Source organism: Arthrobacter sp. ISL-65 (genome assembly GCF_018613795.1).
GTDB lineage: Bacteria > Actinomycetota > Actinomycetes > Actinomycetales > Micrococcaceae > Arthrobacter.
On the sequence record NZ_JAGGPN010000049.1, the window covers coordinates 178519 to 195337 of the forward strand.

Genomic DNA, 16819 nt, shown 5'->3' on the forward strand with positions numbered 1-16819 from the left:
CAGAATACCTTGGCGGGCTGTGCCCCTGGTCATGCCCGGCTGCCCCCGGAACGCTATGCCGGGGCATCCGGCACCCGCTGGCGGCGATGTTTGTTGTGGTGTGTGACACGGGTAGTGTTTGGCCATGACTTCATTCCCCGCGGCGACCCCGCAACAGTACGGCGACTCCGTGGCCGGCGTCGACACGGACGCCCTGCGGGCCGCCTTTGAGGCGGACTTCGACGCCACCGTTGCACAACTGAAGGACCTGGTGGCCATCCCCGGCATCGCGTGGCCCAGCTTTGACCCCGCCCCGCTGGACGCCGGTGCCGAGGCCGTCGCCAACCTGGTGCGCGCGGCGGGCATCGGGAATGTGCGGATTCTGCGGTGCGACAAGGAAGACGGCACCCCCGGCGGGCCTGCCGTGGTGGCGCGCCGCGACGCCGAGCCCGGCAAACCAACCATTCTTCTTTACGCCCACCACGACGTTCAGCCGCCCGGTGATCCGGCACTGTGGGAGTCCGAGCCGTTTACCGCCGTCGAACGCAACGGCCGCCTCTACGGGCGCGGCGCGGCCGACGACAAGGCCGGGATCATGGCCCACGTCGCCGCCTACGGCGCCGTTACCCGCGTGCTCGGCGATGAATTCGGGCTTGGCGTGACACTGTTCTTCGAAGGTGAGGAGGAAGCCGGTTCGCCGACCTTCAGGACGTTCCTGGAAGCCCACCGCGAACTGCTCCGTGCCGACGTCATTGTGGTGGCCGACTCCAGCAACTGGAAGGTGGGCGTGCCGGCACTCACCACGAGCCTGCGGGGGCTGGTCGACGGAACCATCGAGGTGCAGGTCCTTGACCATGCCGTGCATTCGGGAATGTTCGGCGGTGCCGTGCTGGATGCCCCTACGCTGCTCTCGCGCCTCATCGCGACGCTGCACGATGACCAGGGCAGCGTGGCCATTGAGGGTCTGGTGAGCCGGGATGAAACCGGCGTTGATTTGACCGAAGAGGAGTACCGGGCGGACGCTTCAGTGCTCGACGGCGTTGAGCTGGCCGGCACGGGAACCATCGCATCCCGGCTGTGGACCAAGCCGGCCCTGTCAATTATCGGGTTCGACGCGCCGGCCGTCAGCGTTGCCTCCAACACCCTGCTGCCCCGCGCCCGGGCCAAGTTCAGCCTGCGGCTGGCCCCCGGACAGGACCCGGCGGAAGCCATGGAAGCCGTGCGCCGGCACGTGGAAACCCACGCACCGTTCGGCGCCAGGGTGACCTTCACGCCGGGGGAGAGCGGCAACGCCTTCCAGACGGACACAGGTTCGTCCGCTGCCGGCCTCGCTATGTGGGCGCTTGGCGAAGCCTGGGGCGTTCCGGCCGTGGAAATGGGGATCGGCGGTTCGATTCCGTTCATCAGTGACCTGACCGAGCTGTACCCCGAGGTCCAGATCCTGGTGACGGGCGTGGAGGACCCTGATTCGCGCGCCCATTCAGCCAACGAGTCATTGCACCTGGGGGACTTCCGCAACGCGGTGGTCGCCGAGGCCCTGCTGCTGGCGCGGCTGAACGCGGAAGGCCTCCGCTAAGCGGCTGGCCGGGAACAACGCAGGGCCTGTGAGGGTTACGCCTGAAGTTAGAGCTCCGCGCCGGATCGACGTAGCATGTAGCTATAGCCCGTACTGTTTCCGTAGGGGCAGGCACCGTGCAAGCGGGGCAGCCACAACCGTCGTTAGTAAGGTAGGCCAATGAGCACTACGACCAATGAAAACAGCACCGAATCCACCGGCACTGCCAGTGACGAACTGGCGAGCCACGAGGTTCAGCTGACGGACGTTGCAGCAGGCAAGGTCCGCAGCCTCCTGGAGCAGGAAGGACGCACCGATCTTCGCCTCCGCGTAGCCGTGCAGCCCGGCGGCTGCTCCGGCCTCATTTACCAGCTGTACTTCGACGAGCGCCTCCTCGAAGGTGACGCGGTACGCGACTACGACGGTGTCGAGGTCGTCGTCGACAAGATGAGCGTGCCGTACCTCAGCGGTGCCAGCATCGACTTTGAGGACACCATCTCCAAGCAGGGCTTCACCATCGACAACCCGAATGCGGGCGGCTCATGCGCCTGCGGTGATTCGTTCCACTAAAGGGTCAGTGGCCCTTCCTGAACCTCTTGGCGGCGCCGGTGAAAACCGGCGCCGCCACACGGTGGGGACGTGTGGGCGAAAACCTGCGGGGAGCGGTAAGCTCTACACCGAGTAGTAAAACTTTTAGTGTGCCCGGGAAGCTTTTTGCCGCCCTGGCAACAGCAACAAGTAGGAAGGGCCGTCTGTGAGTTCGCAGAACCGAACCGGCAGCCGACGCAAAACGATCACTACGATCACTGGCTTGGCAACTGCCGGCGCGTTGGTTTTGACTGGATGTTCGCCAGAGGTAGAGAAGGGGTGGCTGCCCACCGAGCGTGGCACCACCAATCACACTGACCGCATCATGGACCTCTGGGTCAACTCATGGATTGCCGCCCTCGTGGTGGGCATCATCACGTGGGGCCTGATCGTCTGGTGCCTCGTGGCCTACCGCCGCCGCAAGGGCACCGTGGGTTTCCCACGGCAGACCAGCTTCAACCTGCCCCTTGAGGTCTTCTACCTGACGATCCCGCTCTTCATGGTCCTGGTGTTCTTCTACTTCACCGACCGTGACCAGCAGGCGATCGATGACCGCTCGCAGCCGGCCGACGTCGTAGTGGACGTCCGCGGCAAGCAGTGGGCATGGGACTTCAACTACAAAAAGGGCGACGTCATCACCGAGGACGTCCACGAAGCCGGCGTCCAGGCGCACTTGACGGGTGAGGAAGTGGACAAGGAGAAGCTCCCCACGCTGTACCTGCCCGTCGACAAGTCCGTTGACCTGGAACTGAACTCGCGCGACGTCATCCACTCCTTCTGGGTTCCTGCATTTCTGCAGAAGAGGGACATGATCCCGGGCAAGACCAACTACATCCGGTTCACCCCTACCAAAGAGGGCACCTACGACGGCAAGTGCGCCGAGCTCTGCGGTGAGTACCACTCCGAAATGCTGTTCCGCGTCAAGGTTGTTTCCGAGTCCGAATTCCAGGCTCACATGAATCAGCTGCGCCAGGACGGCAACACGGGCCTGCTCGGCGAAGAGTATGACCGCAACCCGAACCTGAACGTAACGAAGTAAGGGACGCGAAGTGGCTACTTACACCCAGACCCCCGGGATCCTTGAGGCTCCTGTAGTTCCCAAATCCAAGGGGCGCATCGTCGTCAACTGGATCACCTCCACGGACCACAAGACCATCGGGTACATGTACCTGATCGCGTCCTTCGTGTTCTTCTGCTTCGGCGGCGTGATGGCCTTGCTCATCCGCGCCGAACTCTTCGAACCCGGCATGCAGATCCTGCAGACCAAGGAACAGTACAACCAGCTGTTCACCATGCACGGCACGGTCATGCTGCTCATGTTCGCCACCCCGCTCTTTGCCGGCTTTGCGAACGTGATCATGCCCCTGCAGATCGGTGCGCCCGACGTCGCGTTCCCGCGACTGAACGCGCTGGCCTTCTGGTTCTTCCTGTTCGGCTCCACCATCGCCGTTTCCGGCTTCATCACCCCGCAGGGTGCTGCATCCTTCGGCTGGTTCGCGTACGCACCGCTGTCCAACACCACCTTCAGCCCCGGGGTCGGCGGTGACCTGTGGGTCTTCGGCCTGGCACTGTCCGGGTTCGGCACCATCCTGGGCGCGGTCAACTTCATCACCACCATCATCTGCATGCGTGCCCCCGGCATGACCATGTGGCGCATGCCGATCTTCACCTGGAACACCCTTGTCACGGCCATCCTGGTCCTGATGGCGTTCCCGCCGCTGGCCGCAGCACTCTTCGCCCTCGGTGCGGACCGCCGCTTCGGTGCCCACATCTTCGACCCGGAGAACGGCGGCGCCGTCCTGTGGCAGCACCTGTTCTGGTTCTTCGGCCACCCCGAGGTGTACATCATCGCGCTGCCGTTCTTCGGCATCGTCTCCGAGATCTTCCCGGTCTTCAGCCGCAAGCCGATCTTCGGCTACAAGGGCCTGGTCTACGCGACCATTGCGATTGCGGCCCTGTCCGTGACCGTGTGGGCGCACCACATGTACGTCACCGGCTCCGTGCTGCTGCCGTTCTTCTCCTTCATGACCATGCTGATCGCGGTGCCGACCGGCGTGAAGTTCTTCAACTGGATCGGCACCATGTGGCGCGGTTCCATCACCTTTGAAACCCCCATGCTGTGGAGCATCGGCTTCCTCATCACGTTCCTCTTCGGCGGCCTGACCGGCATCATCCTGGCCTCCCCGCCGCTGGACTTCCACGTCTCAGACTCCTACTTCGTGGTGGCGCACTTCCACTACGTGGTGTTCGGCACCGTGGTGTTCGCGATGTTCGCCGGCTTCTACTTCTGGTGGCCGAAGTGGACCGGCAAGATGCTCAACGAACGCCTCGGCAAGATCCACTTCTGGCTCCTGTTCCTGGGCTTCCACGGCACCTTCCTGATCCAGCACTGGCTCGGCGTCGAGGGCATGCCCCGCCGCTACGCCGACTACCTGGTGGAGGACAACTTCACCTGGATGAACCAGTTCTCCACCATTGCCTCGTTCGTTCTGGGTGCGTCCCTGATCCCGTTCTTCTGGAACGTGTACATCACCGCACGCAGCGCCGAAAAGGTTCAGGTTGACGATCCCTGGGGCTTCGGTGCCTCGCTGGAATGGGCCACGTCCTGCCCGCCGCCGCGGCACAACTTCACGTCCCTGCCGCGCATCCGCTCGGAGCGTCCGGCGCTGGACCTGCACCACCCTGAGCTCTCCCAGTCACACACCGTTGAGTCGCCGGCACCTGCAGCAAGCGTGTTCGGTAACGCCGATCAGAAGGACACCGCGCAATGAGAATCGAGTCATGGATTTTTGGAGCAGGAGTTTTCTTCTTCGTTCCGGTTTCCATCATCTACGGCTTCCTCACCAACTGGTCTGAGTGGGTCGGCACCCTGGGCATCCTCCTGGTGGGTGGCCTGGCGGGCATGATCGGTGCCTACCTGGGCTTCACCGGCAAGCGCGTGGGCATGCGCCCCGAGGACCGTGCAGACGCGGAAATCCACGAAGGCGCCGGCGAGCAGGGCCACTTCAGCCCCTGGAGCTGGTGGCCGCTGGTCCTGGGCCTGTCCTGCGCAGCAGGATTCCTCGGCCTGGCCGTAGGCTTCTGGATCGTCTTCATCGCCGGTGGTATGGCGCTGGTGGCCCTCGTGGGCTGGGTCTACGAGTACAGCCGCGGCGACCACGCACACTAAGCGTTTCAGTACGAAGAACGACGGCGGGCCCCACCTTTTTGGTGGGGCCCGCCGTCGTTCTTCGTGTATTTGAGCTGCCTTCAGCTGGCTCTCTGCGACGCCAGCAGCTCGACGAGACCCGAGAGTGCTGCCTCCGCTTCACCCAGGCTCCTGCCCGCGGGCAGGGCTGATTCCTTGACCGCCAGTTCGACTTCGCAGCCGTAGTTGAAATCGGCAGTCATCACCTCGAGCAGGGAGCGGGCGTCTACGGCATCAATGCCGTCCTTGCGGATGGTCACCGGTAACCTTGTCTCCGTGACCGCGCGGACAAACACAGCTGCCGGCCTGGCGTGCAGGCCGATGGCCGCAGAAACTATTGCCTTACGAACGGGCAACTGGACTCCTTCGTCTTGGACGGGATGGCACATGTGGGGGAGCCGCCGTCGTCTGTCTATTTGTTCGTCCTTAAGAATATCGGCCCCTGTGCTGTCAATCCGCCGGGCCGGACCTGGTCTAGACCTGTGGCCGGGTTGGCTTACCCTTGAACTGTGAACATGCAATACAGGAGCGGCCGCAGTGGCGGCTAACGTGGCCGGGATTTCCGGTGAAATCGACAGGACCAGCGGGACGCCGATTTACGTCCAGCTCCGTGAGATTCTCAGGACCTACATCGCGACGTCCTGCCCGCCAGGCTCGGCGCTGCCCTCCGAACGTGACCTGGCCGAACGTTTCGGCCTGGCCAGGATGACCGTCCGGCAGGCCATCGACGCCTTGGTGGGGGAGGAGGTCATCGAGCGGGTGGTCGGCCTGGGCACCTTCGTCCGGAAACCGAAGCTGGACCTCCAGGTCAAGCTGACCTCCTACAGCGAGGAGATGCAGCGCCGCGGCATGGTCCCGGCCGCGAAGGTGCTGAGCTTTGAGCAGATCGCCGCCAGCGCCTTCCTGGCCCGCGAACTTCAGCTGGAGGAGGGAACACCCCTGGTGCGCTTCCGGCGCCTCCTGCTGGCCGATAACGAGCCGATGAGCGTGGATGAGAACTTCATCCCGGCCCACCGGGTTCCGGGGCTGCTCGACGGCGAGCCGCCGACATCGCTGTACAACGTCCTCAGCGAACAGTTCGGCCTGGTCATGGAATGGGGCGAGGACATGATTGAGGCCACGGCTGCCTCGCCCTCCACCGCTCGGCTGCTCAACGTTGAAATCGGCGCGCCGCTGCTGAAGATCCAGCGGCATGCCTTCGTCGCCAGGTCGATGGTGGACTACTCGGTGTCCTACTACCGCGCCGACCGGTACAAGCTATGGGTGCCGCTGCAGCGGCCCGGCGTCCGGCCCACCCGCAACTACTCGTCGGGTTACCGGCAGCAGTAGCCTGGGCTGGCTGCCGCCTGCTTCAAAATCAACATCCCGTTTGGCGAACAGAATGTGCATACAGAAAAGGCCCGGTCCTGGTGGACCGGGCCTTTTCTGTATGGTGCCTGGGTGAAGCGCTGTTGCCTAGTGGCTGAGGGTCTTCTGTCCCTCGCCGGCTTCAACGGCTTCGTGGTGCCCGTGGCCGGCTTCCAGCTCGGCAGGCGTTGCCGGAGCAACCCTGTCCTCGAAGAACCAGCGGGACAGCTTGGCGCGGCGGTTTTCCTTGCGGGTCACCACGCCGTGCTCGTTCGGCTGGGCAGGAAGCGGTGCGAGCGACTCGAAGCCAACCAGCTTGTAGCGCTTGTACTCGTCGAGCGGAGCGTGCACCTCGATGAACTCACCGTGCGGGAGGCGGACAATGCGTCCGGTCTCGCGGCCGTGGAGGGCGATTTCGCGGTCCTTGCGCTGCAGGGCCAGGGCCACGCGCTTGGTGACAGCGAAAGCGATGAACGGGCCGACGAAGAACAGTGCACGCAGCCAGTACGTGACGTCGTTCAGTGCCACGTGGAAGTGCGTGGCGATGAGGTCCGAACCTGCGGCGGCCCACATGACGCTGTACCAGGTGAAGCCGGCTACACCGATCGCGGTACGCGTGGGCGCGTTCCGGGGACGGTCCAGCACGTGGTGCTCCCGGTTGTCCTTGGTGATCCAGCGCTCGATCCACGGGTAGGTGAACAGCACGGTAAAGATGATGCCAGCCGGAACAAGTGCCGGAAGCAGGACATTCAGCGTGAGGACGTGGCCAAAGATGATGTATTCGAAGTGGAAGCCGCTGACCACACCGGGCATCAGGCGCAGTGCGCCGTCGACGAAGCCGATGTACCAGTCAGGCTGGGTACCTGCGGACACGGGGGAGGGATCGTACGGTCCGTAGTTCCAGATCGGGTTGATGGTGAAGAACCCGGCCATGAGCGCAATCACACCGAAGACGATGAAGAAGAATCCGCCGGCCTTCGCAGCATAGACCGGGCCGAGGGGGTAGCCGACCACGTTGCGGTCGTTGCGTCCCGGGCCGGGGTACTGCGTGTGCTTGTGGACTACCACCATGAAGAGGTGCACGACGATCATGAGCAGGATCAGTGCCGGCACGAGCAGGATGTGCAGCGTGTAGAGGCGGCTGATGATGACCGTGCCGGGGAACTCTCCACCGAACAGGAAGAAGGAGATGTAGGTGCCGATCACGGGGATCGACTTGATGACGCCGTCGATGATGCGCAGGCCGTTACCGGACAGCAGGTCATCGGGGAGCGAGTAACCGGTGAAGCCGGCAGCCATGGCCAGGATCAGCAGGACACCGCCCACTACCCAGTTCATTTCGCGGGGCTTGCGGAACGCGCCGGTGAAGAACACCCGGAGCATGTGCACGGCTACGGAGGCCACGAACAGCAGCGCTGCCCAGTGGTGGACCTGGCGCATGAACAGGCCGCCGCGGACGTCGAAGGAGATGTCCAGCGAGGAGCTGTAGGCGACGGACATTTCGACGTTCTTCAGCGGCGTGTAGGAACCGGCGTAGTGCGTCTCAGCCATGGACGGATCGAAGAAGAACGTCAGGAACGTTCCCGACAGGAGCAGGATGACGAAGGAGTACAGCGCCACCTCGCCAAACATGAAGGACCAGTGGTCCGGGAATACCTTGCGGCCGAATTCACGGAGGATTCCGGATCCGCCGACGCGCTCGTCGACGAAGTCAGTAAAGCGTCCGACTTTGGTGTTGGCTACGTAGGCGGGGGCTTCAGCTGTTGGTGCTGCGCTCATGCTCATCACGCTCCCAGTAACTTGGTCCTACAGGTTCGTTGAAGTCGCTGGTAGCGACCAGGTAGCCCTCATCGTCAACTGCGATGGGCAGCTGGGGGAGCGGGCGGCTGGCGGGGCCGAAGATAACCTTGCATTCCTGGGTCAGGTCGAAGGTTGACTGGTGGCACGGGCACAGCAGGTGGTGCGTCTGCTGCTCGTAGAGGGCAACAGGGCAACCGACGTGGGTGCAGATCTTGGAGTAGGCAACGATGCCGTTGTAGCCCCAGTTTTCGCGTCCCGCGGACGGGTTAAGCGAGGCCGGGTCGAGACGCATCAGCAGAACGACGGCCTTGGCCTTCTCGTTGAGCTTGCCTTCGTGCAGTTCGTTGAGGCCTTCCGGAATGACGTGGAAGGCGGAACCGATGGTGACGTCCGAGGCCTTGATGGGGGTTCCATCGGGGTCGCGGGTGAGGCGCTTGAGCTTGCCCTCCTGCGGGGCCCACATGGTGTGCGCCAGCTTGTCGTCCGGGCGCGGTCCCAGGTCGCCGAAGACGGCGAGGGCCGGCAGGGGTGCCAGTGCCACGGCGCCCAGCAGGGTGTTCCGGATGAGGGGACGGCGCTTGATACCCGTTTCCTCCACGATGTCGTCAACGATGCGGACCGCAGCCTGGCGGTCGTCCTCGGTGCGGATCGCGTGGCGTTCCTCGGAGACTTCGTGGTCCGGCATCAGGGCCTTGGCCCAGTGCACGATACCGGTGCCGATGCCGAGCATAGCGAACGCCGTGCCAATGCCGAGCAGCGCATTCTGCAGCCGGATGGTGGCAATGCTTGAGTCGTCTCCCAAGTCGATGGCAAAGTACGCCACCAGGAAGATCACGGTGCCAACAACTGAGGTTGCGAAAAGAGCGGCAACCTGCCGTTCTGCCCGCTTGGCGGCCTTCGGGTCCGTGTCAGCCAGGCGCAAGCGGTGCGGGGGAAGTCCAGGATCCTGGAATTTCTCCACCTCATGCTGACCAGCCGTAGCTACGGTGCCCGAGTGGTTCGGACTGCCGTCACTATGGTTGCCCATGATTCGCCTCATCCTTCTCTCGTCTCGGCCTTTGCCGAGTTATGTTCAGTTCCAAACCTGCTGTGCAATCAGCAGGACGTTCTTGTTGTGCCTGGTTTGGCTAGGACGTGCGGGACGTCAGCCAGATGGTGAAGGCGATGATGACGCCCAGGCCGGCGATCCACACGAAAAGGCCCTCAGAAACTGGACCAAGTGCGCCCAGGTCTGCGCCGCCCGGGGAACCGTTGGCTTCAATCTGCTTCAGGAAGGTGATGATGTTGCGCTTGCCTTCGGGGGAGACGTTCGAGTCGTTGAACACCGGCATGTTCTGCGGCCCGGTGGCCATTGCTTCGTAGATGTGCTTGCCCGAGACGTCGGCCAGGGCAGGGGCGAACTTACCCCGGGTAAGTGCACCGCCCGCTGCTGCAGCGTTGTGGCACATGGCGCAGTTCACGCGGAACAGCTCGCCACCCTCGGCGGCGTTGCCCTTCTCATCCAGCAATTCCTCGGCCGGGATGGCCGGACCTGCGCCCAGTGAGGCGACGTATGCGGCCAGCTGGTGGGTCTGGGTATCGTTGAACTGGGCCGGCTTCTTGTAGGCCTGGGGGCCGTTCATCTGCATGGGCATGCGGCCGGTGCCGACCTGGAAGTCAACAGCGGCGGCGCCGACGCCAGCCAGTGAGGGGCCGTCCTGCGTTCCGCTGGCACCCATGCCGTGGCAGGTGGCGCAGTTGGCTTCGAAGAGCTTCTGGCCTTCCTGTGTATCGCTGGCGGTGAACTCTGCAGTACTGGCTTTGGCCTCGTTGACGGTGGTGGCAACGGCGTACAGCCCACCAGTGAGGAGGAGGCCCATCAACAGCAGGGCTATTGCTGCCAGTGGGTGACGTCGCTTCTGCGAGAGTGCCTTCACGTGGTGGTTCCTTTATTCGATCGTGCGTCGGCTCCGTGAGCCGCTTCTTAGAATTCGTTCTCTTGGGAAAGAGGGAGAAAAGTCTGGGCTACTGGAGGACGTAGATGACCAGGAAGAGGCCAATCCAAACGACGTCCACGAAGTGCCAGTAGTAGGAGGTGACAATCGCCGAGGTCGCCTCGAAGTGACCGAACTTCTTGGCGGCGAAGGAGCGGCCCATGATGAGCAGGAAGGCGATCAGACCGCCGATGACGTGCAGGCCGTGGAAGCCGGTGGTCATGTAGAAGGCGGAGCCGTAGGCGTTGGAGGACAGCGTAACGTGCTCCGAGACCAGCATGGCGTATTCCGTGCTCTGGCCGGCAACGAAGAAGGCACCCATGAGGAAGGTCAGGGTGAACCATTCGTTCATGCCCCAGCGGGTGAACTGGAGCGGCCCGCCGCTGCGTCGCGGCTGGAGCCTTTCGGCGGCGAAAACGCCCATCTGGCAAGTGAAGGAACTTGCCACGAGGACGATGGTGTTAACGAGCGCAAAGGGGAAGTTGAGCTTGGCCGTCTCTTCCGCCCACATCTGGCCGGAGGTGGACCGGAGTGTGAAGTACATGGCGAAGAGACCGGCGAAGAACATCAACTCGCTGGAGAGCCAGACGACGGTCCCAACAGAGACCATATTCGGGCGGTTCAGCGTGGGGTGCGCAGGGGTACTGGGGGCATGGGTCGCAGATGTCACATAGACATTATGTCTGTAAAACTCTGGCTTGCCCAACGCAAACCGGCTTTTGCGGAGACTTTTTCTACAAAGACGCGAAATCGCGCGGAAAAGTTCCCGGAGGCGTTCATATTGGTCTTTGCGACGGGCACCTCGATAGCATCAGGAGGTGACTTCACAGGTATCGGCACCGGCGGCAGGCAACACCTGGCCGCGCCTCATCTCGGCACTGTTGAACGGCGAACACCTGAGCGCGGACAGTACGGCATGGGCCATGGACACCATCATGTCGGGGGCCGCCACACCCGTCCAGATTGCCGGTTTCCTGGTGGCGCTGCGCGCCAAGGGCGAGACGGTAGAGGAGATTGCCGGCCTCGTTGACGCCATGGTGGCCCATGCCAATCCGATCTCCATCACCGGCGAAAAGCTGGACATCGTAGGCACCGGTGGTGACCAACTCAACACTGTCAACATCTCCACCATGGCCGCGCTGGTCTGTGCCGGAGCGGGCGCAAAGGTGGTTAAGCACGGAAACCGCGCGGCGTCGTCGTCGTCGGGATCAGCGGACGTCCTGGAAGCGCTGGGGGTGCGGCTCGACCTCCCGATAGCCGATGTTGCCCGGAACGCAGAGGAAGCGGGCATCACCTTCTGCTTCGCCCAGGTCTTCCACCCGTCCTTCCGCCACACCGCGGTGCCCAGGCGCGAACTCGCGATCCCCACAGCCTTCAACTTCCTGGGCCCACTCACCAACCCCGCCCGGGTGCAGGCCTCCGCAGTAGGCGTGGCGAACGCCCGCATGGCGCCGCTCGTGGCCGGCGTCCTGGCGCGGCGCGGCAGCCGGGGCCTGGTGTTCCGGGGCAGCGACGGCCTGGACGAACTGACCACCACCGGGCCGTCAACCGTGTGGGAGATCCGCGGCGGCGAAGTGACAGAGCAGACTTTCTCGCCCGGGGACCTGGGGATCCGTCAGGCGACTGTCGATCAGCTGCGCGGCGGTGACGCACAGGCGAATGCCACCGTCGTCCGCAACGTCCTGGCCGGGGAAACCGGGCCGGTCCGGGACGCAGTCCTGTTGAACGCGGCGGCGGGCCTGGTGGCGTACGACCTTCAGGCTGACGGTCCGCTCACTGACCGCATGAAGCTTGCCCTCGACCGGGCTGCGGAATCCATCGGCTCCGGCGCAGCCGCTGCTGTGCTCGAGAAGTGGGTCAGCCTCTCGCGGGCCTAGCGCTCGGAACAGCCTTCAGACATCGAACAACAAAGAGGCCAGGCACCCGCAGGTGCCTGGCCTCTTTGTTGTCGTCCTAGCGTGCTGCTATTCCTCGAACCCCAGCGCGAATGCGGCGTCGAGGTCGTGCTGCGAGTAAGCCCGGAAGGCGATGTGGGTGGTGGTGTGCACGACGGCGGGGACCTTGGACAGCTTGTCGGCGATGACGTCCGCCAGATCTTCGTGTTGGGATACGCGTGCGACGGCGATCAGGTCCCATTCGCCAGTCACGGAGTAGACCTCGCTGATGCCGTCAATGGAGGATATCTCCTCGGCCGTTTCGGGGATGCGCGAGGCGTCTGTCTTGATCAGGACGAATGCGGTGATCACTGTGAACCCTTCCGGATCTGTTGAGCTGTGCTGCCAGCCTATTACATGGGCGGTCCAGTACATGGGCGGGCGCCGGTCGGTTGCTCCCGTGGCGGCGCCGCCCCGCAGGAGTCAGGCGCGGCGGCGGGCGCGCAGGCGGAGAACTATGGCGACGATGAGGCGGTAGCCGAGGAGGAACACCGCCAGGCTCAGCAGCGCCACGATCACAAATGGCAGGACCACCGTCTGTCCCGTGAGCGCCCGCAGCGCCATTCCGATGGCCACGGCGCCCAGCCACACAGCCACCCCGGCCGGCCAGAGCGCGAGCGGCCGTCGCCAGAGCCGCAGCAGCAGCCAGGCCACGGCTGCGCCGGCCAGGAACGGCCAGGCGGTGAACAGGATTCCAACGACTGATTCGCCTCGTGCATGTGCGTCCCGGCCGATGGCAGCGAACGTCAGGATGAGGATGAAATCTGCCGCAGCTGCGGCGGCCGTCAGGGCCGGAACCGCCCGTGTTCCGGGACGGTCTGTTGTGGAAGGCATGCTTCCGAGCCTATCCGTTTTTGGCAGGTCTTGCCCCCACAGGCATATCCCGTGACGATATCAGGCAGGAAGCAAACGGACCCCTGAAGGAGGCTTGGTGAGGCTCACCCAGATCGCGCAGCACGCCGAGGATCTTGACCGGGCGGCAGAGTTCTACTCGAGGCTGCTGGGCAGCGCGCCGGTTGCTGTCTTCGACCCGCCGGGACTGCTGTTCTTCGATCTCGACGGCGTCCGGCTCCTGCTGGAGCGGGGAGCGCCTTCGGCGGTGATTTACCTTGGCGTCCCGGACGTGCGGTTGCGCGTGGCTGAGCTTGAGGCCGGGGGAGTGGAGGTGGTCGGGGCCCCGCACGTGATCTTCCATCACGATGATGCACGGCTCGGTCCTGCGGGTGCGGACGAATGGATGGCTTTCATCAGGGACAGCGAGGGGAACACCGTGGGACTGGTGAGCCACGCGTTCGACGGCGGGGCGCCCGCCAGTTAGAGCGTCAGGCTTTGCTGGTGGCGATCTTTGCCGCGAAACCCAGGAGGACGACGCCGGCGACGCGGTCTGTGGTTTTGGCCACGGCAGGCGACCGGAGCCAGCGGCGCGCATGGTGGGTTGCCAAAATGATGACCGCAAACCACGCCATGCCCTCCACGTTGTGGACCAGCGGCAACAGCACGCCCATCAGCAGCGGCGGCGCCTCCGGCGGAAGGAACTGCGGGATCATTGCCATGTAGAAAACCCCAACCTTGGGATTCAGCAGGCTGGTTGTGGTGCCCGCAAGCCAGGCGGCGCGGGGGCTGGCCGGGCCCGTGGGGCCGGTCTCCCCAGTCGCCCCCGGGCGGAAGCTTCGGATAATCATGCTCACGGCCAGCCACGCCATGTAGCAGGCGCCTGCGACCTTCAGGACGGTAAAGGCCGTTTCCGAGGCGGCCAGCAAGGCCGAAGCACCGACGGCGGCGGCCAAGCCCCAGAAGACGGTACCCGTGCAGATTCCCGCCGCCGTGGCGAAGGCGGACCCGCGGCTGCCGCTGATCGCCGTACGCAGCACGAGCACGGTATCCATCCCCGGGATCACCGTAAGCAGGGCGGCCACGAGCGCGAACTGAAGGAGGGAGTCGGAAATGCTCATAGTCGATGGTAAGCAAATTCCGGGGGCGCGCAGATGATCGTCGATTGGGGCGTGTCTACCGGTAGCACTGGATTACAAAGGTCTCCGGGGGGACGACGGCGGGAGGCCCCGCCGTCGTCCGTTTTCTGTCAGGGCGTGGAGTTGTAGGCCTTGACGCGCTGCTCCACCACTAGATGGATGAGGGCGAAGACGCGGGCATCATCGATGGCTGCCAGGGCCGCGTCCAAGGCGGCCGGGACATCCTTGTCCTCGGTGACAGTAATGCCGAAACCGCCAAAGGCCGTGGCCATCATGCCGAAGTTCGGATTTTTCAGCTGGGTGCCGGACACGCGTTCGGGATAGTGCCGCTCCTGGTGGGTGCGGATGGTGCCGTACTCCCGGTTGTCCATGACAATAACCAGCGGCGTGGCACCGTACTGGGCGGCGGTGGCCAGTTCCTGGCCGTTCATTAGGAACTCCCCGTCTCCCGCGATGGTGACCACTCGCCGCCCTGGTTCCGCCAGCGACGCCGCGACGGCCGAGGGGATGGAGTAACCCATGGAGCCGTTCCTGGCGCTGATCATAGACGCGTAGCGGCGGGTGGGGAAGTACCGGTGGGCCCAGTTCGTGTGCTCGCCCGCACCGAACGTCACCAGCGCGTCCTCCGGCAGTCTGGGGACCAGGTTCGCCATCAAGGTGTCCATCCTTGCCGGTCCGGCGGCGGGAGCGGAAGCGGGGAGCGCGGCAAATGACTCCTGTTCGGCCCTCATCCGGCCTGTCCACGCCTTCCACTCCTCCTTCACTTCCAGGTCGATGTCCGCCAGATCGCGGACAAAGGCCTCCGGTTTCGCCAGGATCTGCCGTGAGACAGGACCCGAACGGCCACGCAGTGAGGGGTCGATGGTGACCAGGAAGTTCTTCTTGCTCCAGTCCTGCCGGCAGACGAATCCGTCTGTAATCACGTCTCCCGGGACAGTGCCCACAAACACCAGAAGGTCGGTCTCCTCGAGCAGGTCGAAGGTGGGGCGCGGGCGACCGTACCCGATGGGGCCCACATAGGACGGGGAATCAAAGGAAACGGTTCCCTGGGTGCGCCATTCCGCTGCTGCTGGAATCTGGTGACGCTCCAGCCACGCGGTCAGTTGGTCAGCTGCCGCCTGGGTCCAGTCGTTGCCGCCCGTTACGAAAAGCGGTTTGTTGGACGAGGCCAGCGCAGCCTTCAGGGCCGCGGCATCGCTGCTGCTCATGCCGCCGGCCGCCACCGGGATCGTCGGGTGCAGCGTCGGATCGACCAGTTGCCGGAGGATGTCCTCCGGCAGGCCCACCACCACGGGCCCCGGGCGGCCGCTCATCGCGGCAAACATCGCCTCGGCCACAATCTCGGACGCCCGCTCCGCGTGGTCAAGGACCATGACGCGCTTGGCGCCGGTATCGAACCAGGCTTTGATGTCGAACTCCTGGAACGCCTCGCGGTCCCGGTGCGCGAACGGAATCAGGCCCACGAACAGGAGCATCGGCGTCGAGTCCTGCCAGGCCGTATGCAGTCCCACGTGCGCGTTGGCTGCGCCGGGTCCCCGGGTAACCATCGCCACACCGGGCACCTGGTTCATTTTTCCGTCGGCCTCGGCCATGTAAGCTGCGCCGCCCTCGTGCCGGCACACGATGGTTTCCACCTCCGAGCTGTGCAGGCCGTCCAGTACGTCAAGGAAGCTTTCACCGGGAACCACGTAGGTGCGTTTCACACCATGGGCTACGAGCGAGTCAACAATCACATGCCCGGCGGATCTCAGGGCCGCGCGGGATGGTGCGCTGATGCTCTCACAGCCAGTCTGCTGGAGCTTTTGGTTGTTGAACTGCCCAAGATCGGAAGGGGCATCGGTTGCGGTCAAGGTGGACTGAGACTCTGTTGTCATGAGCTTTCTTTGGTTATTGGGTGGGCGGGTGCTTATGAAGATGGGGATATTTATCTGAAGGGCACCGGGTTGGCGATGACAGGGGACATGCCGGTGAAGCCTTCGCGGGCTTCGGCGATTTCGTGGATGCGTTTGCGGCAGGCGTACCATCCGGCGACCATGAGCGCGATGGCGATGAGGGTGACCAGCAGTGTGAGTGGTGAGTCGATGAAGACCATGACGAGTACGCCGATGAGGAACAGCAGCGAGAGGTAGCCGGTGTAGGGCGCGCCGAACATGCGGAAGGAGGGGCGTTTGAGCCAGCCTTTGTCTGCCCAGCGCTTGAGCTGGATCTGGCAAAGGACGATGGTGGCCCAGGTGACGATGATGCCCACGGAGGCGATGTTCAGGACGATTTCGAAGGCCTGCGAGGGGACGAGGTAGTTCAGTGGGACGCCGAGCAGGGAGACGCCGGCGGTGATGGCGATGCCGCCGTAGGGGACGCCGGCTTTGTTCATGCGCTGGGCGAATTGGGGGGCGGAGCCGGCCACGGACATGGAGCGCAGGATCCGGCCGGTGGAGTAGAGGCCGGCGTTGAGGGAGGACAGGGCTGCGGTGAGGACCACGAGGTTC

17 protein-coding genes and 1 pseudogene are annotated in these 16819 nt (G+C 64.1%); 8 read left to right on the forward strand and 10 right to left on the reverse strand.

What is annotated here, in order from left to right; all coding sequences use genetic code 11:
* The first annotated feature begins 124 nt into the window (after positions 1 to 124).
* The 5 genes from J7I85_RS20970 (at position 125) to J7I85_RS20990 (ending at position 5291) form a co-directional block, all read left to right on the forward strand.
* A complete protein-coding gene (locus J7I85_RS20970; protein ID WP_214856888.1) occupies positions 125 to 1555 on the forward strand; it encodes a dipeptidase in 1431 nt (476 codons plus the stop codon).
* Between the two features lie 159 nt (positions 1556 to 1714).
* Positions 1715 to 2104, forward strand: coding sequence for an iron-sulfur cluster assembly accessory protein (locus J7I85_RS20975; RefSeq protein WP_102974537.1), 390 nt, complete (start codon positions 1715 to 1717; stop codon positions 2102 to 2104).
* Positions 2105 to 2288: 184 nt separating this feature from the next.
* Positions 2289 to 3161, forward strand: a complete 873-nt coding sequence (coxB, locus tag J7I85_RS20980; protein ID WP_214856889.1) for a cytochrome c oxidase subunit II — start codon at positions 2289 to 2291, stop codon at positions 3159 to 3161.
* A gap of 10 nt (positions 3162 to 3171) precedes the next feature.
* The gene (gene ctaD, locus J7I85_RS20985) at positions 3172 to 4893 is read left to right on the forward strand and encodes a cytochrome c oxidase subunit I (RefSeq protein ID WP_214856890.1); all 1722 of its coding nucleotides are present in this window, start codon (positions 3172 to 3174) and stop codon (positions 4891 to 4893) included.
* A complete protein-coding gene (locus J7I85_RS20990) occupies positions 4890 to 5291 on the forward strand; it encodes a cytochrome c oxidase subunit 4 (RefSeq protein ID WP_214856891.1) in 402 nt (133 codons plus the stop codon). The genes ctaD and J7I85_RS20990 overlap by 4 nt, the downstream gene beginning before the upstream one ends.
* A gap of 80 nt (positions 5292 to 5371) precedes the next feature.
* Here J7I85_RS20990 and J7I85_RS20995 read toward each other — a convergent pair whose 3' ends face one another.
* On the reverse strand, positions 5372 to 5665 hold the full coding sequence (locus J7I85_RS20995; protein ID WP_214856892.1) for an HPr family phosphocarrier protein: 294 nt from the start codon (positions 5663 to 5665) through the stop codon (positions 5372 to 5374).
* A 181-nt stretch (positions 5666 to 5846) separates the two neighbouring features.
* Here J7I85_RS20995 and J7I85_RS21000 point away from each other — a divergent pair, with 181 nt between their 5' ends.
* On the forward strand, positions 5847 to 6638 hold the full coding sequence (locus J7I85_RS21000; protein ID WP_214856893.1) for a GntR family transcriptional regulator: 792 nt from the start codon (positions 5847 to 5849) through the stop codon (positions 6636 to 6638).
* Positions 6639 to 6764: 126 nt separating this feature from the next.
* On the opposite strand, the gene J7I85_RS21005 is transcribed toward J7I85_RS21000, so the two are convergent.
* The 4 genes from J7I85_RS21005 to J7I85_RS21020 form a co-directional block, all read right to left on the reverse strand.
* The gene (locus tag J7I85_RS21005; protein ID WP_214856894.1) at positions 6765 to 8435 is read right to left on the reverse strand and encodes a ubiquinol-cytochrome c reductase cytochrome b subunit; all 1671 of its coding nucleotides are present in this window, start codon (positions 8433 to 8435) and stop codon (positions 6765 to 6767) included.
* Positions 8413 to 9483: a ubiquinol-cytochrome c reductase iron-sulfur subunit gene (locus J7I85_RS21010; RefSeq protein ID WP_214856895.1), complete on the reverse strand. Its 1071-nt coding sequence runs from the start codon at positions 9481 to 9483 to the stop codon at positions 8413 to 8415. The genes J7I85_RS21005 and J7I85_RS21010 overlap by 23 nt, the downstream gene beginning before the upstream one ends.
* Before the next feature lie 100 nt (positions 9484 to 9583).
* Entirely contained in the window at positions 9584 to 10372 is a 789-nt protein-coding gene (locus tag J7I85_RS21015; protein ID WP_214856896.1) for a c-type cytochrome, read from the reverse strand.
* A gap of 88 nt (positions 10373 to 10460) precedes the next feature.
* Positions 10461 to 11135, reverse strand: a complete 675-nt coding sequence (locus J7I85_RS21020) for a heme-copper oxidase subunit III (RefSeq protein ID WP_251024627.1) — start codon at positions 11133 to 11135, stop codon at positions 10461 to 10463.
* A gap of 112 nt (positions 11136 to 11247) precedes the next feature.
* Here J7I85_RS21020 and trpD point away from each other — a divergent pair, with 112 nt between their 5' ends.
* Positions 11248 to 12306: an anthranilate phosphoribosyltransferase gene (trpD, locus tag J7I85_RS21025; RefSeq protein WP_214856898.1), complete on the forward strand. Its 1059-nt coding sequence runs from the start codon at positions 11248 to 11250 to the stop codon at positions 12304 to 12306.
* Between the two features lie 87 nt (positions 12307 to 12393).
* Here trpD and J7I85_RS21030 read toward each other — a convergent pair whose 3' ends face one another.
* Complete coding sequence (locus J7I85_RS21030) at positions 12394 to 12675, reverse strand: Lrp/AsnC family transcriptional regulator (protein ID WP_111903442.1); 282 nt, start codon at positions 12673 to 12675, stop codon at positions 12394 to 12396.
* Between the two features lie 111 nt (positions 12676 to 12786).
* Positions 12787 to 13197, reverse strand: coding sequence for a DUF3054 domain-containing protein (locus J7I85_RS21035; protein ID WP_214856899.1), 411 nt, complete (start codon positions 13195 to 13197; stop codon positions 12787 to 12789).
* 97 nt (positions 13198 to 13294) lie between these two features.
* Here J7I85_RS21035 and J7I85_RS21040 point away from each other — a divergent pair, with 97 nt between their 5' ends.
* Positions 13295 to 13681, forward strand: coding sequence for a VOC family protein (locus J7I85_RS21040; RefSeq protein WP_214856900.1), 387 nt, complete (start codon positions 13295 to 13297; stop codon positions 13679 to 13681).
* Between the two features lie 4 nt (positions 13682 to 13685).
* Here the strand turns inward: J7I85_RS21040 and J7I85_RS21045 are convergent, their stop codons facing one another.
* The 3 genes and pseudogenes from J7I85_RS21045 to J7I85_RS21055 form a co-directional block, all read right to left on the reverse strand.
* Entirely contained in the window at positions 13686 to 14315 is a 630-nt protein-coding gene (locus J7I85_RS21045; RefSeq protein WP_214856901.1) for a LysE family translocator, read from the reverse strand.
* Between the two features lie 128 nt (positions 14316 to 14443).
* Positions 14444 to 16207 (reverse strand): thiamine pyrophosphate-dependent enzyme, encoded by a 1764-nt coding sequence (locus tag J7I85_RS21050; protein ID WP_214856902.1) that lies wholly within the window; start codon positions 16205 to 16207, stop codon positions 14444 to 14446.
* A gap of 50 nt (positions 16208 to 16257) precedes the next feature.
* Positions 16258 to 16819, reverse strand: a pseudogene (locus J7I85_RS21055) (amino acid permease); the annotation flags it as partial.

Bases quoted from the DNA above. Each gene is read 5' to 3' on its own strand.
- J7I85_RS20970 (WP_214856888.1), top strand. From the start codon at position 125: ATGACTTCATTCCCCGCGGCGACCCCGCAACAGTACGGCGACTCCGTG.
- J7I85_RS20990 (WP_214856891.1), top strand. From the start codon at position 4,890: ATGAGAATCGAGTCATGGATTTTTGGAGCAGGAGTTTTCTTCTTCGTT.
- J7I85_RS21010 (WP_214856895.1), bottom strand. From the start codon at position 9,483: ATGGGCAACCATAGTGACGGCAGTCCGAACCACTCGGGCACCGTAGCT.
- J7I85_RS21035 (WP_214856899.1), bottom strand. From the start codon at position 13,197: ATGCCTTCCACAACAGACCGTCCCGGAACACGGGCGGTTCCGGCCCTG.
- J7I85_RS21050 (WP_214856902.1), bottom strand. From the start codon at position 16,207: ATGACAACAGAGTCTCAGTCCACCTTGACCGCAACCGATGCCCCTTCC.
- J7I85_RS21045 (WP_214856901.1), bottom strand. From the start codon at position 14,315: ATGAGCATTTCCGACTCCCTCCTTCAGTTCGCGCTCGTGGCCGCCCTG.
- J7I85_RS20975 (WP_102974537.1), top strand. From the start codon at position 1,715: ATGAGCACTACGACCAATGAAAACAGCACCGAATCCACCGGCACTGCC.
- J7I85_RS21005 (WP_214856894.1), bottom strand. From the start codon at position 8,435: ATGAGCGCAGCACCAACAGCTGAAGCCCCCGCCTACGTAGCCAACACC.